Annotated in this window: 13 protein-coding genes; 7 read left to right on the plus strand and 6 right to left on the minus strand. The window is 62.2% G+C overall.

Annotated elements, in window-relative coordinates; all coding sequences use genetic code 11:
- Positions 1 to 220: 220 nt before the first annotated feature.
- From QQK18_RS12065 to argS, 3 genes are all read left to right on the plus strand, one after another.
- On the plus strand, positions 221 to 1,903 hold the full coding sequence (locus tag QQK18_RS12065; protein WP_284340589.1) for a LysM peptidoglycan-binding domain-containing protein: 1,683 nt from the start codon (positions 221 to 223) through the stop codon (positions 1,901 to 1,903).
- A 199-nt stretch (positions 1,904 to 2,102) separates the two neighbouring features.
- Positions 2,103 to 2,249: a hypothetical protein gene (locus QQK18_RS12070; RefSeq protein ID WP_284340590.1), complete on the plus strand. Its 147-nt coding sequence runs from the start codon at positions 2,103 to 2,105 to the stop codon at positions 2,247 to 2,249.
- A 247-nt stretch (positions 2,250 to 2,496) separates the two neighbouring features.
- The gene (argS, locus tag QQK18_RS12075) at positions 2,497 to 4,236 is read left to right on the plus strand and encodes an arginine--tRNA ligase (protein ID WP_284340591.1); all 1,740 of its coding nucleotides are present in this window, start codon (positions 2,497 to 2,499) and stop codon (positions 4,234 to 4,236) included.
- Positions 4,237 to 4,484: 248 nt separating this feature from the next.
- On the opposite strand, the gene QQK18_RS12080 is transcribed toward argS, so the two are convergent.
- Positions 4,485 to 5,261: an NAD-dependent epimerase/dehydratase family protein gene (locus QQK18_RS12080; RefSeq protein ID WP_284340592.1), complete on the minus strand. Its 777-nt coding sequence runs from the start codon at positions 5,259 to 5,261 to the stop codon at positions 4,485 to 4,487.
- Positions 5,262 to 5,613: 352 nt separating this feature from the next.
- Positions 5,614 to 6,822, minus strand: coding sequence for a serine hydrolase domain-containing protein (locus QQK18_RS12085; protein WP_348523223.1), 1,209 nt, complete (start codon positions 6,820 to 6,822; stop codon positions 5,614 to 5,616).
- 16 nt (positions 6,823 to 6,838) lie between these two features.
- Here QQK18_RS12085 and QQK18_RS12090 point away from each other — a divergent pair, with 16 nt between their 5' ends.
- From QQK18_RS12090 to QQK18_RS12105, 4 genes are all read left to right on the plus strand, one after another.
- Complete coding sequence (locus QQK18_RS12090; RefSeq protein WP_284340593.1) at positions 6,839 to 7,708, plus strand: nucleotidyltransferase domain-containing protein; 870 nt, start codon at positions 6,839 to 6,841, stop codon at positions 7,706 to 7,708.
- A gap of 68 nt (positions 7,709 to 7,776) precedes the next feature.
- Positions 7,777 to 8,244 (plus strand): VOC family protein, encoded by a 468-nt coding sequence (locus QQK18_RS12095; RefSeq protein ID WP_284340594.1) that lies wholly within the window; start codon positions 7,777 to 7,779, stop codon positions 8,242 to 8,244.
- Positions 8,245 to 8,340: 96 nt separating this feature from the next.
- Positions 8,341 to 8,664, plus strand: coding sequence for an ArsR/SmtB family transcription factor (locus tag QQK18_RS12100; protein ID WP_284340595.1), 324 nt, complete (start codon positions 8,341 to 8,343; stop codon positions 8,662 to 8,664).
- A 17-nt stretch (positions 8,665 to 8,681) separates the two neighbouring features.
- Entirely contained in the window at positions 8,682 to 10,565 is a 1,884-nt protein-coding gene (locus QQK18_RS12105; RefSeq protein ID WP_284341029.1) for an ABCB family ABC transporter ATP-binding protein/permease, read from the plus strand.
- 91 nt (positions 10,566 to 10,656) lie between these two features.
- On the opposite strand, the gene QQK18_RS12110 is transcribed toward QQK18_RS12105, so the two are convergent.
- Genes QQK18_RS12110 through QQK18_RS12125 form a run of 4 tightly spaced genes read right to left on the minus strand, consistent with a single transcriptional unit; the run spans position 10,657 to position 14,910 of the window.
- Complete coding sequence (locus tag QQK18_RS12110; RefSeq protein WP_284340596.1) at positions 10,657 to 11,727, minus strand: ABC transporter ATP-binding protein; 1,071 nt, start codon at positions 11,725 to 11,727, stop codon at positions 10,657 to 10,659.
- Positions 11,724 to 12,755: an ABC transporter ATP-binding protein gene (locus QQK18_RS12115; RefSeq protein WP_284340597.1), complete on the minus strand. Its 1,032-nt coding sequence runs from the start codon at positions 12,753 to 12,755 to the stop codon at positions 11,724 to 11,726. The genes QQK18_RS12110 and QQK18_RS12115 overlap by 4 nt, the downstream gene beginning before the upstream one ends.
- Before the next feature lie 4 nt (positions 12,756 to 12,759).
- Positions 12,760 to 13,914 (minus strand): ABC transporter permease, encoded by a 1,155-nt coding sequence (locus QQK18_RS12120; protein WP_284340598.1) that lies wholly within the window; start codon positions 13,912 to 13,914, stop codon positions 12,760 to 12,762.
- Between the two features lie 9 nt (positions 13,915 to 13,923).
- Positions 13,924 to 14,910, minus strand: coding sequence for an ABC transporter permease (locus tag QQK18_RS12125; RefSeq protein WP_284340599.1), 987 nt, complete (start codon positions 14,908 to 14,910; stop codon positions 13,924 to 13,926).
- Between the last annotated feature and the right edge of the window lie 20 nt (positions 14,911 to 14,930).

Consider the following 14,930-nt stretch of genomic DNA (forward strand, 5'->3'; position numbering starts at 1 on the left):
CGCGACAACCAAAGTTAGCGCGCGCGATTTGATTTCCATCAAATCGCATCGCGCTCTAGGTGTTTTCGGCAAAAGTGGACCCCGCTTGCGTCCGAGAACGCGATAGATGAACTAGCGACTCGCCGGCGTCGGGCCGGCATGTGCCCAGGAGGGAAAACTGCCCGAGACCGCTCCCAATAGACCTCTTGCCCTCACCATTGGAGCGGCGGCTGTTACACTCGTGGTCGTGATCGGCATCCTCACCGGACCGTCGGTGATCGATTGCTTCGGCGGACCGGACAATGCCGGCATGTGCCTGCGCGACAAGCTCGCCGGCGCGGGGCTGGCCCCGCCTGCCGCGTCGGCCCCAGTAGCCGAAGCCGAAGCCGGTCAGACCGCCGCCGAGGCGGAGGCTGCAACGCCCGAAGTCGAGGCGGTTCCTCCCGAGGCTGACCAGATAGACGACCTCATCGCGGCGACCTTCGGCCTGCTGCGCGCCGAGCCGGATGGGTCTGTGGTGATCGCCGGCAGCGGCACGCCGGGCAGCGAGGTCGAGGTCTATGCCGATGAGGAGCTCATCGGCCGTACAACCGTCGAGGACAGCGGCGATTGGGTGCTGGTGCCCGAGGAGCCGATTGCGCCAGGCGGCCGTGAGATCACTCTCGCCGAAGCGGGCAAGGAGGGGCGCGCGGACCAGTCCTTCGTCGTCGTCATCGATCCCGATCGCGATTCCCAGCCATTGGTGGTGGCAAGCGAACCTGGCGAGGCGAGCGAAGTTCTCCAAGGCCTCGAGCGGCCCGCGCCGATGGAGGTTGCCTCGGTTCCTGAGGACGCGACAGCTGCGCCCGAGACTCCCGAGGAACCGGCCCAGCCGCCTGCTGCGCCGACCGAGGCGAGTGTAGGCGATACCGATCCGCCCGCCGATGAACCCGCCGATGCACCCGTTGCAAGCGATGCGCCGCAGGTACCGGCGAGCGAAGCTCCCTCCGCCACGGCCGACTCGCAGGCCCCGGCGGCCGGGGCGCCTCAGGAACCTGTGTCAGAACCGGAACCATCGCCCGCGCCTGAGCCTGTAGAAACCGCCGCCGCCGCGCTGGAGGTTCCTGCCGATGAACCCTCGGCCGATCAAACGCCGGCTCCCGTCGGGCCCGAACCTGCGTCCGAGCCGGCTGCACCTGAGGCCGCGGTCGAACCCGAGGCTGTTGCAGCTGTCCCCGCGCCGGCAACGCCGACCGCCGAACCGCCGGCCGCCGTTCCCGAACCCATTGAAACCGCCGCTCCGCCGACAATCGATGCCATCGAGATCGATGGCGATCGCACCTTCTTTGCCGGTGCCGGGCCTGACGGCGCAACCATGCGCCTCTACGTCGACGACGTTTTCATTGCTGATGCACCGGTCGACGGCGGTCGCTGGCTGGTCGAGGCCGGCGACATCCTGCCCGGTCCCCAGCACGCGGTGCGCATAGACATGCTGGTCGCGAATTCCGCCGAGGTTGCCGCGCGCGCCGAGGTCAACTTCCGCGTCGATATGCCCGCGCAGACGACAGCTGTCGCCGAGGCCCCCGCGACCGAAACGGCCGAAACCTCGGCCGAACCGCAGCCACAGGCCGGAACGACGGCCAAACCCGTCCCGGCACCGGCCGAAACCGTCGCACCAGAGCCTCGTGCGGAGGTCGCCGAAGCTGTCGATGCCGGCGCAGTGCCGACGATGGTTGCCGAGCCGGTCGGCGATCCGGAGTTGCAGCGCTTCGCGTCCGGCAGGGCGATCATCCGCCGGGGCGACAATCTCTGGACCATCGCCCGCCGCGTCTATGGTCAGGGCATCAGGTACACCACCATCTACCAGGCCAATACCGCCCAGATCCGCGATCCGGACTGGATCTATCCCGGCCAGGTGTTCGATCTACCCAAGGCCGAGCAGTAACCCACCTCGAGCGCCGCGGAAACGGTCACGCCCAATTCTCCGCCCGGACACCCGGCATACCAACGTCGATCGCGCCCGAACGCTGCTGAAGTGGTCCCCGACGGTAGCACTCTCCGAGAGCATTGGCAGGCACATCGAGAGGTGGAGGAAGCATTCCTAAGGGGATATTCCAACGTGACATGAAGTTTCAGTTTGGGGAATGCCGGTTCACATCGGCGTTCTGCTCGCGGCCGAATATGGGACGACCATGGCGGCGATCGTTCGCGCACACGACCGCATGACATTGATCGCCGGCGAAACCACTGCCACTTTGATCGCGTCGATGGCGCCGCGCCTGTGCCATTAGGAAGCGAGATCACCGAGGATTTCGCACGGGTGGACGATGACGCGGCCGCACTCAGTCTCGCTATCGCCAGCCGACCGTTGCTGGACGACCGAACCATACTGCGCCTGCGAGCCAGGTCTGGACTTTCCGCCGCGCTTGAAGGATAGAGAGCTCATGACCGAAGCGAGACACATCACGCGACGAAGGTAACCGACTGGCGAATGCCAAGCCGGCCCGTTTCGTGTTGCTCGTTCAGGACCTCCCAAAATTGCAGACTGTTACCGCCGTCGCTGCCGCTGAAGCAGCGCTGGTCGAGGCATTCAAGGCTCTCGGCTTGCCCATCGAACATGCGCTTGCCTCTCCACCGCACCGGAACAGCAAGGCGGATTTTCAATGCAACGGCGCCCTGGCGCTGGCAGGGAAGCTTGGAAAGAAGCCACTGGACCTTGCTCAGGCAATCACTGCCGAGCTCTCCAACAACACGACGTTCGAACTGGTCGAGGTAACCGGGCCAGGGTTCATCAACTGCACGCTGTCGCAGGCCACGCTTGTCGACTGCCTCGAGGCGGCGCTTGCCAGCAGCGATTTGGGAATTGCCACCGCGGATAACGCGCGCACTATCGTGCTGGATTTTGGCGGACCGAACGTCGCAAAGCCCTTGCATGTGGGGCACCTGCGGTCCCTGGTCCTCGGGGAGAGCTTGCGGCGGATACTCATTGCGTCTGGCCATACCGTCATCAGCGACATCCCTCTCGGCGACTGGGGGCTGCAGATGGGTCAACTGATAAGCGAGCTTCAGTTGCGGATGCCGGATCTGGTGTATTTCGATCGCAGCTATAGCGGTCCCTATCCATCGGAGCCGCCGATCATCCTTGCCGATCTCGAAGGGATGTACCCAGTGGCGGCCGCCGCCTGCAAAGCCGATCCAGAAAGGCTCGCGATGGCGCGGATAGCTACAGCCGAGCTGCAGGCGGGAAGGCCGGGCTATCGGGCGCTGTGGTCACATTTCCGGGCGCTTTCGATGACCAGCATCTGCGCGGACATCGACCAGCTCGGCGCCCACTTCGATTTGTTAGCTGGGGAATCGGACACGCAGCCGATTATCGCGCCCCTGGTCGACGCCTTGCTTGCAAATGAGGTGGCGACGCAGAGCCAGGGCGCCATCGTCATCGACGTTCAACAGCCCGAGGACAGTGACCGGCCGATCCCCCCACTCATCCTCGTCAAGTCAGACGGCGCCGCCATGTACGGCACCACCGATCTGGCGACGATCAAACAACGGACCGCGACCTACGCTCCGGACGAGATCATTTACGTCGTCGACCAACGGCAAGCGGAACACTTCACGCAAGTCTTCCGGGCCGCCGCAAAGGCTGGTTTCACCACCAGGCTGACGCATTGCGGCTTTGGCACTGTTAACGGCGCCGACGGCAAGCCTCTCAAGACCCGGGCCGGCGGCACGGCAAAGCTTGGGGAGTTGATCGCGGACGCCAAGTCGAAAGCCGATCTGGTCATTCCCATCCATCTCGACGACCGCGAGCAGCTCGCGGGCAAGATCGCGATCGGCGCCCTCAAGTTTGCGGACCTCTCCAGCAAGCGGCTTACCGGCTATACATTCGATCTCGACCGGGCCATTTCGTTTGAGGGGAAGACGGGACCGTATTTTCAGTATGCAGCTGTCCGGATGGCATCAATCCTGGAGAAAGCAGGGGACGCACGGGCAGCCTTTGGTGCAGATCTCAGGGGAGTGGAAAGGGATCTGGCGCTGCAGTGCCTGTCGTTTGCCGCGGCCGTTCAACAGGCTGTCGACAGCTACGAGCCAAGTGAAATCGCCACGTACGCTTTCGAACTCGCTCAGACATTCAGCCGGTTCTACACCAATTGTCCGGTGCTGACCGAACCGGATAAAGCGATCCGGGCCTCGCGCCTGGCCCTTTGTGCGCTGACTTCGCGGACACTCGAAAAGTCGCTTTGGCTTCTGGGGATCGAGATCCCGGAGCGCATGTAGTGGTCGGTCAGTGTTCGGAGACTCGGACTTGCCATCGCGAAAACGCGAGATCGGTCTCGCGCTCGCAACGCATGGTTCGGTCGATCGGTCTCGAGGGGATTGCGTCGATGTCCGGCGACCAGCGGGCCAAGGCACTGCGCCTGCTGTCCTAGATCCCCGCGCGGCGCGAGTGCTTGCCGGCGAAACGAACCGGACCAAATTACCCTCCTTGAGTAGGAGCACACGCTTCATCAGCCTTGGGGCGGAGATCACCGAGACTGTCGCGACTCCGACTCTGCAGGTTCAGCCGGTTCGTAAGCGGCAAAATCATATTGGAGAGTGATGCCGAGTCTGTTTTCGGCAGCGGTAACTCTGAATCGTTCCCGCGCCCCCTTCGCACCAACGATGTTCAGAATCTCAAGCGCATCCTCGGATGGTTGAAGCGCGAGACCGGCGAGACAAGCTTCAGCGATATCTTCGAGCGCAACCCATCCGCCGCGGCAATAGTGCTCGTTTTTGAGCGCGAGCGAGCCCTCCAGGTTGGATTCCTCCTCGCCGCGCACGATATGGCCGAACCTTAGGCAGAGCACGGCCAATCCGTGCGAACGAAAGTCACTAGCGATGACTTCCTGTAGCGCTTTGCTCAGATCGTAAACATGATCCCCGCCGTCGGAAGGCGGCGGAAAGCTGTTGTCGCGATCACTAGTGGGCAGGTGGACGGGAGCCGAACCGGCAATGATTGTGCGCCTGAACCCGGCCTCTTTGGCGGCGGCTAGAAAACCGTAAGCGCCGAGCGCATTAATCGAAAGTATGTCACTGACGGTGGCCCCATCTGCCACGGCCGCCAAGTGTATACCCGCCTCGCAACCTCTGGCCGCCTCTTTCAGGTGTGCGAAGTCTCTTACATCACCTTCAATCAGACTTGCGCCATCCGGTAGTTCTGAACCGACACGGTCATAGCCAATGACCTCGTGATTTGCCGAAACGAGCTTTTCTGTAACCGCGAGGCCAATCGTTCCGCACGCGCCTGTGACAAGAATCTTCATCGCTAGAGGGTAGCTCGGTTCATCAAGGCCGCAACAGTCAGTCCCGCACTATCGCCGATTTCGTGCACCTGACGGGAGCCATGGGTATGCGAATATCTGGAATGGGTTGAAACCTGCCAGTCGCGCGATGGATTGATATGGCAGTTCATGAAGCGTCCCGGGCGGCCCGCGCACCCAGCACACAAATGTCGTGGCGCGCAGGTGCCCGTCGGATCTTGCGACCGCGTCCTCATAGAGCTAGCGAACCACCGGACCGTAAGTGGGTCAATTCGCGAACAAGATCAGTCTTGAGGTAGAGCTTCACTCTTTGCCACTCAGCTGCGATTTGATCGCGGGGGCTGCGTCGGTGTACCTAGGACAGCCCAAGCCACGACAATGCGGGGTGATCGCCAGGCAGGAATTCGCCCAGAATCTGCGGAACCAGGCTAAGCCCCGAATTGCTATTTGCAAACAGCACGAATGCCGACCGCGCATTAACGACGGCAAATGCCGACGCGCCCAGATTTGAGCCCCAATGGAACCACGTTCCTGTCTCGACCTCGAGACCCAACCCAAGGGACCAGGCAACACCGGGATCGGTTTCCGGAGGAGTGCTCTCCAATGCCTCGAACCGTCCGACCGGCACGTGTGCCTGCGGGGCCAGCCACTCCTCGTGGATTGGTTTACTCAGCCCCGAATTACCTATCGTCGCCACAAGGAAGCGACTGTACTCGACGGCGGTCGTGTGAAGCGAATATGCGGCATTTGCCACGCTCGGCTTGAACTTCTCGTACGCGTTCCCTTTGTCGTCGTGTGCTGCCGCGAAGTTTTCCTCGAACCGCTCTTCCCACGTGTATGCCGACCGTTCCATCCCGAGTGGCTCAAAAACGAGCTTTCTCATCAGGTTGTCGAGAGGTTCGCCCGGGAGGTGTTCCACGGCGCTCTGGAGATATAAGAACCCTTCGCCAGAGTAGCTGAATCGGGAGCCGGGAGGAAAATAGATTCGAAGCGGATATTCCTCCCGCCGCCAGTTCGGCAGACCGGTGGTATGGGTCAGGACATGGCGAGCGGTAATGGCTGCGGCTTCGTGATCGTTTGGAATGACGGCCGGAACGATGCGTGACAGAGGCTCGTCGAGATCGATCCTGCCCGCGTCGACAAGATGGAGGACGGCGTAGGCCACCAAGGGCTTGCTCAAGGACGCTGCCTCGAACACTGTGTCGGCATCGACTGGGTCCGTCGTCCGCATATGTCGAACTCCGATATGGCGGACCTCGTGCAGAACACCCTCGCGGATCGTTGCCATCGAAATTCCGGGAATGCCCAATGTCCGGATTGAATCGAGTTCTAACGACTGAAGCATGTGGAGGCATTCACCGAGGGGAGGGTCGAGCGGCAAATATAGTCGATCAGGGCTGACGGTCACGCCATGATTATCTCGACGGCGCCACGGACGATGGCTATTCGACTGTCGCCGCACCCGACGTTTCGTCTGCCGGCAGGCGTGCGTAAGCGACTTCAGCTTCACGAGCTGCTGGTCCCGTGTCGCCGTGAACAGGGCCGGTCGATTTGCGTCGGGCATATGCTAGGCTGCTTTCATGCCCGACCCAGCCCCTGAAACACTCGATCTCGACGCACTCGTCGCAGCAAGAGATGCGCGCCTGGCCCATGCCACGCGTGTCCTCTCGGCCGACCCGCATGTGGTGGGCATTTTTCTTGTTGGATCGTTGGGGGCCAGCATCGCCGATCCTTACTCCGACATCGATCTTCTGGTGGTCGTTGAGAGCGAGCACCATGCGGACTTCGTGCGTCGTCGGCGGGAGATCCCCAGTAGCTGGCCGGGGTTCCTCTTCAACGAGTGGATGCCCGGTGCGCAGCATTGCGTGTCGCACTTCGAGCCCTTCGGGAAAATGGATATCTTCTACCGTGATCGAGACCGCCTCACGGCCTCCCCATGGTACGGGCTGCCTAGTCGTGTGCTCTACGACCCCCGCGGAACGATTGCCCAGTTGATTGAGCGATCGCGCGGCTTGGACTTCGAGGTCGCAACGGAGGATGTCAGCCACTCCATAAGCAAGGGGCTGGCGGCGCTGCACGAAACGATCCGCCGGGCAAAGCGGGGAGAGCTGACTTATGCGCAGACGCTTCTGGACGAGTTTCGCCGTCACGTCATGAAGGCGGACGATTGGCTGTCCGAGCGAACACCGTCGACGACCCTCTACGCGAAGTTCGATGAACGGGGCAGCCAGAAGGTATTCGGTGCCCTACGAGCCTCGTATTGCCCGCTCGAAGCCGGAGCCATTCTGCGAGCGGTCGCCGACCTTGGCGCGATGTATCGGCAGCAGGTGATCGAATTGCATGAACGTTTCAACGTGAACCGTCTGCTCTCGAATGACCTTCGGGCGTTTGAAATCGCCGAAGCAGCGTTCTCCTTGCCAGAAGTCCGGCGAGCGGCTCCGGGGCGGTAAACTAGACCACTTGACCTCAACTTAGCTTGAGGCTGCAGCCTCGCCTCTCCACTTTTTTGGAGAGCTGCATGTCCACCACATCGCCCACCGTCCTCGGGCTTTATGAAACCCATCTGACCGTCTCTGACCTCGCGCGGTCGATCGCGTTCTATCGAGACGTCGTCGGCCTGGAGCTGGCCCGAGTGATTGAGGAGCGCCAGGTTGCATTCTTCTGGGCCGGCAGCAAAGAGATCGGCATGCTTGGGCTCTGGCATGCGGGATCCGGTCCAATGAAGATGCGATCGCACCTGGCGTTTCGTATGGAGCTCGACCACATCATCGCGAGCATTGATCGGCTCAGGGCAAAGGGTATCGAGCCCAGAGGTTTTCGGGGAGAGCCCGTCGATGAACCGGTGGTCATCGGTTGGATGCCGGCCATCTCGCTCTATTTTTCCGATCCCGACAGTCACTCGATTGAGTTCATCGCGGTCCTCCCGGAGACGGCAGACGCTTCCTTCAGTGTGCAGCCGTATGCGGCGTGGTCGGCACGCGGCTAAGGTCTTCCCACTCTGCGATTTCGTCGGGTGGCCGCTTTTGCCTTGCGCCCGTCGCCCGCATCTTCTATCGTAAAACGACGATAAAAGAAGTTGATCATGCAGGACGACGATCTCGCCGCCGCCATGCGGGCGCTCGGGCATCCGGTGCGCCTCTCGATATTGCGTATCCTGGCTGCGCAGCAGCAGCAGGACCAGTGCTGCTGTACGCACGTGACCGAATGTCTGCCGCTTGCCCAGTCGACGGTGTCCCAGCACATCAAGGTGCTGCTCGAGGCCGGTCTCATCGAGTGCCGTCCCAAGGGCACCCGGAACTGCTATCTGCCGCGTTATGACCGGCTTGAAGCGATCGGTGCCGGTTATGGAGGCCTGCTTGCAGGGTTGACTGCAAAACTACGCCCGAACGAGACGGAACCGGCTTAATGACGACCGACAACAGCGTGGAATCCCGCCCGACGGTGAGCGCGGAGGAGGGCGGTCTGCTTTCCACGGTGCGCAACCTCTGGGGCTATATGTGGCCGGCCGCGCGCCCGGACCTCAAGCTGCGCGTGGTGCTGGCCATCGGGGCACTCCTCGTCTCCAAGGCGGCGACGACCCTCATCCCCTTCGCCTACAAGGGCGTCATCGACAGCCTCGACGGCACCACTCCAGAGAATGCGGTCGTGCTGGGCATTGCCGTACCCATCGTGCTCGTTATCGCCTTCGGCATCGGCAACATCGTCGATGCCGGCTTCCAGCAGTTGCGCGACGTACTCTTTGCCAGCGTCGGCCAGCATGCGGTGAGGAAGCTCGCCTATCGCACCTTCCAGCACATGCATCGGCTGTCGCTGCGCTTCCACCTGTCGCGCCGCACGGGTGGCCTCAGCCGGGTGATCGAGCGTGGCACCAAGGGCATCGAGACGATCGTGCGCTTCACCATGCTCAATACCGCGCCGACGCTGGTCGAATTCGTCATCGTCGCCATCGTCTTCATCGTCATGTTCGGGGTCAGCTATCTCGGCGTGCTGGTGGCGACGATCTGGGCCTATCTCTACTTCACCATCAAGGCCTCCAACTGGCGCATCGCCATCCGTCGCGACATGAACGAGAGCGACACCGACGCCAACTCCAAGGCGATCGACAGCCTCCTCAACTTCGAGACGGTCAAGTATTTCGCCAACGAAGAGATGGAAGCCGAACGCTTCGACAGATCCATGGCGCGCTACGAGCGCTCGGCCATCCGCATCTGGACCTCCCTCGGCTTCCTCAACTTCGGCCAAGCGGCAATCTTCTGGGGCGGATTGATCGTTATCTCGGTCATGGCGGTCAACGGCGTTATGTCGGGAACGCTCACGCTCGGCGATTTCGTCCTCTTGAACACCTTCCTCATGCAGATCTACAGGCCCCTCAACTTCATCGGGTTCGTCTACCGTGAAATCCGCCAGGGGCTGACCGACATCGAGGAGATGTTCAAGCTCCTCGATCAGAACCCGGAGATCGAGGACAAGCCGGGCGCTAGGCCGATCACGATCAGCGGGCCTGTCGTCCGCTTCGAGGACGTGCACTTCCACTACGACCCGGACCGGCAGATTCTGAGGGGCATCGATTTCGAGGTGCCGGCCGGCAAGACCGTCGCCGTTGTCGGCCCCTCGGGCGCCGGCAAGTCGACGATCTCTCGCTTGCTCTACCGGTTCTACGACGTGACCGGCGGGAGCATCACCATCGACGGGCAGGACGTGCGCGAGGTGACTCAGGCGTCGCTGCGCGCCGCCATTGGCATGGTTCCGCAGGATACCGTGCTCTTCAACGACACCATCGCCTACAACATCCGCTACGGTCGTCCCGACGCGACCGAGGACGAGGTGCGCGAGGCTGCGCGCATGGCCCAGGTGGCCGGCTTCATCGAGCGCCTGCCCAAGGGCTATGAGACCGAGGTCGGCGAGCGAGGGCTCAAGCTTTCCGGCGGCGAAAAGCAGCGCGTCGCCATCGCCCGCACCATCCTCAAGTCGCCAGCCATCCTCATCCTCGACGAGGCGACCTCAGCCCTCGACACCAAGACCGAGCGCGATATCCAGTCGGCGCTCGATGCGGTGTCGGCCAACCGCACCACGGTCGTCATCGCCCACCGGCTCTCGACCGTCATCAATGCCGACGAAATCCTCGTGCTGCGTGACGGCCAGATCGCCGAGCGCGGCCGCCACGAGGAGCTTCTGGCCCTCGGCGGCCTCTATGCGCAGATGTGGAGCCGTCAGCGCGAGGCGAGCGAAGCCGAGGAACAGCTGCGGCGGGCCGCCGAGGAGGATCCGGACGGGTTCATCAAACGTGGGGCGGCTGCGGCCGAATAGGCGTGCGGCTCACGTATAGCGGATGCGCGGGTCGAGCCAGGCAAGCAGCAGGTCCGGCAGCAGCGTGCCAGGCCCGGAAGGCATTCGGGTGTCAGGCGGCATAGCTGCCTACTCCCTTCAGAGTGAGGCTGTCTGCAAAGTGGCAGGCGACCATTTGTTCGCCAACCGGTCGCAACTGGGGTGTTTCGGTTTTGCAGCGCTCGGTGGCATAGCGGCAGCGTGGATGGAAGGCGCAGCCGGATGGGAGGTTGGAAACGTCGGCGACCTCGCCGGCGAGGCGGACTCGCTCCCCTGTGCCTCGCACGCGCGGATCCGGACGGGGTACGGCTGACAACAGAGCCTCAGTATAGGGGTGGCGCGGCGTGGCAAAGATGCTTTGGGTGGGGCCGATCTCGACGAGCTTTCCCGCATACATGACCGCGACCCGATCGCAGATATGCTGGATGACTGCCAGGTCATGCCCGACAAAAAGATAAGTCAGGTCGAACTCGTCCTTGAGTTCACGCAAAAGACGCAGGATCTGGGCTTGCACCGACACGTCCAGCGCCGACACGGCCTCGTCGCAGATGACGAAATTCGGATTGACCGCCAGGGCGCGTGCAATGCCGATGCGCTGGCGCTCACCGCCGCTGAATGCATGCGGGTAGCGCCGGATATATTCGGGACGCAGCCCGACGCGCCGCAGCATGTCAGCAACGCGGTCTTCTATTTCGGCGCCACGCGCGATGCCGTGATAATGGAGTCCTTCGCCGATGATTTCGCCGACAGGCAGGCGCGGATTGAGGGAAGAATTGGGGTCCTGAAATACCATACGGGCGGCACGACGGACGGCTTTCAGTTCGTCGCGGCCGGCAGTACGGACGTTGATGGGGTCTCCGTCGGGAGGTGTGTAGGTAATCCTACCCCCCGTGGGTTCGACGATGCGCAGCAGAGCGCGACCGGTCGTGGTCTTGCCGCAGCCGGATTCCCCGACCAGCCCCAGCGTCTCGCCCCGATATACGATGAAGGAAATGTCGTCGACAGCCTTCACCTGCCCGACAATGCGCCGCATCACGCCTCGCGTGATGGGAAAATGCACCCTAAGTCCCTCGACCGTATAGATGGGCGTACGCCTGTCGCTCGACCCGGATCGCCGGATGCCTTGTTTGGCCACAAGGGTCATTGCAGGGCTCCCGCGGGGGCTGTTTCCTGCCTGTGGGGCTCGTGCAGCAAGCAGCGGACCTCGGTGCCGTCGGGCAGGCGGGTGCGGCTGGGATCGACGCGGTCGCAACGTCCGGGGATCATCTCGACGCAACGTGGATGGAAGCTGCAGCCGCTGGGGCGGTTGAACGGGTTGGGGACCATGCCTTCGATGGTGTCGAGCTCTTCGCCGACGCGGATGCCCAGACGTGGGATGGAACGGAGCAGCCCGCGAGTATAGGGGTGCCTGGCGTTGTGAAAGATGTCATCGACCGCGGCGCGCTCGACAACGCGCCCCAGATACATAACCGCGACGCTGTCAGCGATTTCGGCGACGACGCCCAGATCGTGGGTGATGAACAGCACAGCCATCCCCATTTCGGCCTGCAAGTCCCGGATCAGGTCGAGAATGACAGCTTGGGTGGTCACATCGAGAGCGGTGGTAGGCTCGTCGGCAATCAGCAGGCGCGGCTGGCACGACAATGCAAGGGCAATCATGGCTCGCTGGCGCATACCGCCGCTGAGCTGGAACGGGTAGGCCTCCAACCGTTGCTCAGGCCGCGGCATGCCTACGCGGGTCAGGACCTCGATGGCCTGGTTGCGCGCTTCCTTTCGGCTGACCTTCAGGTGCAGCTGAATGGCATCCGTGATTTGAGAACCGATTGTCTGCACCGGCCCCAGGGCAGTCATCGGTTCCTGGAAGATCATCGCGACTTCGCGGCCCCTGATCGACCGGATCTCGGCGCCCTTCGGGTCCAATGCTGCAAGGTCCACGACCTTGCCCGACTGTCGGTGCAGGTTGATCTGGCCTGCGGTGACCTGCCCAGGGGGTGGCACAATGCGCAGGATCGAACGTGCCATCATCGATTTGCCGCAGCCGGACTCGCCAACGAGGCACACCGTTTCCCCCGGGTTGACCACCAGATCGACGCCATCCACTGCGCGAATGGTGGTACCGCCGACCCCGAAGTGGGTCTTGAGCCCACTGATTTCGAGCAGAGGTTGGGTCATTGCGTCAGTTTCCGTAAGGATCAGCGGCGTCGATCAGACCGTCGCCAAGGAAGTTCATGGACAGCACCGACACCACGATGGCAGCGCCCGGCAGGAACAGCCAGGGCGCGGTAGCAACCGATCGGATGTTCTGTGCCTCCTGCAGGAGCACGCCCCAGCTGACGACCGGCGGCTTGAGGCCGATGCCAATGAAGCTGAGCGCGGTCTCGGCGAGGATCATGGCCGGTATCGCCAGCGTCACCGAGGCAATGATGTGACTGAGGAACGATGGAACCAGGTGTTTGCGGATGATCACCATCTCCCCCAGGCCATCGAGGCGGGCGGCGGTGACAAAGTCCTCATGACGAAGTGCCATGAATTTGCCGCGCACCTCCCTTGCCAGCGACGTCCAGCCGATCAGCGAGAGGATCACTGTGATTGCGAAATAGACCTGCAGCGGTGTCCAGGATTGTGGGATGGCTGCCGCGAGTCCCATCCACAGCGGGATGGTGGGAATGGATTGGAGGAATTCGATTATCCGCTGGATAAGGGTGTCCACGGCACCACCAATGAAGCCGGACAGGCCGCCCAATATTATGCCAAGGACGAGACTCAGCCCCACCCCTATGAGCCCGATCGACATCGATACCCTCGTGCCATGTATTGTGCGGCTCAGCACATCGCGGCCCAGGCGATCTGCGCCGAACAAGAACATTGGGTCTCTGGGGTTCTCCGGTCCCAGCAGGTGGATGTCGGTCGGGATGATCCCAAGCAGGTGATAGGTCTCACCCGCGGCGAAGAAGCGAACCGGCACGACCTCTTCGGGGTCGGGTACGAAAGTGCGGCGGAACGAGACCGGATCGATATCCGTCGTGTAGGCGTTGACGTGCGGCTGGAAACGCCAGCCCTCTTCATTCTGAACGAAGAAACTGAGCGGCTGGGGCGGTGCATAGGCATACCGTCCCTGGTAGTGTTCGGAGGAAAAAGGTGCCAGGAAGTCGGCGAAGATCGCCACCAGGTAGATGATGAGCACGACGGCACCGCTGAACAGCGCGACTTTGTTTCGGCCCAACTTCCACCAGATCAGCGTCCATTGGCCGGCATACTGTTCGCGGTGCTCCACCTCCGCATGAGCTTTGGGAGCAGTGGCAGGGGTATCGATATCGGCCTGGTCGATCATGGCTTCGCCTCAGCTGTAGCGGATGCGCGGATCGAGCCACGCCAGCAGGATATCGGAAATGAGCGTGCCGATGACGGTCAGGGTCGAGAGCAGCAGGATGAAACTGCCGGCTAGATACATATCCTGCGTCAGTAGCGAACGCAGTAGCATGGGTCCGGACATGGGCAGGTTGAGCACGATGGCGGTTATGGTGGCGCCCGAAACCAGCCCGGGCAGCACCCAGCCGACCGTACTCACGAACGGATTCAGCGCCACTCGCACAGGATACTTCAGCAGCACGACATGTTCGGGATGACCCATGGCGCGCGCAGTCGTGACGTACGGTTTGTTCAGCTCATCCAAAAGGTTGGCACGCATGATGCGGATGAGGGTGGCCGTACCCGCGGTGCCCAGGACGATGATGGGTATCCACATATGGGCGATGAGGTCGCCGACCTTGGCAAGACTCCAGGACGCGTTCTCATATTGCGGAGAAAACAGCCCACCGACCGATTGCCCAAAATACCGGAAGGACAGGTACATGAAGACCAGCGCGATAAGGAAATTCGGGATCGCCAGGCCAATGAAGCCGACCAGGGTGGCCAGGTGAGCCCCGAACGAGTTCTTGCGAATGGCCGAATAGATGCCAATGGGAAAGGCGACCGCCCATATGAAGAAGAGGGTGGCCACGGACAGCAGCAACGTAAGCCCCATACGCTCGTATATGAGTGAGCTGACCGGTCGGTTCCACTCGAACGATTGGCCGAAATCGCCCCGCAGAACGATGCCGGAAATCCACTTCCAGTACTGCACGTAAACCGGGTCGCCCAAACCGTAGCGGTCGCGCATCGCATTGATGAACTGCTGATCCACCTGCTGCCCTTCGGCACTCATGCCGGCCACCATCGAGCTCAGGTAATCGCCAGGGGGCAGCTGGATAATGGCAAAGGACAGGATGGACACCAGAAAGAGCGTGACCACCATGTAGATGAAGCGCCGCAGCATGAACGCCAGCATCGATCCCTCCCCATTTCATG

The organism is Devosia nitrariae (assembly GCF_030160115.1).
GTDB lineage: Bacteria > Pseudomonadota > Alphaproteobacteria > Rhizobiales > Devosiaceae > Devosia > Devosia nitrariae.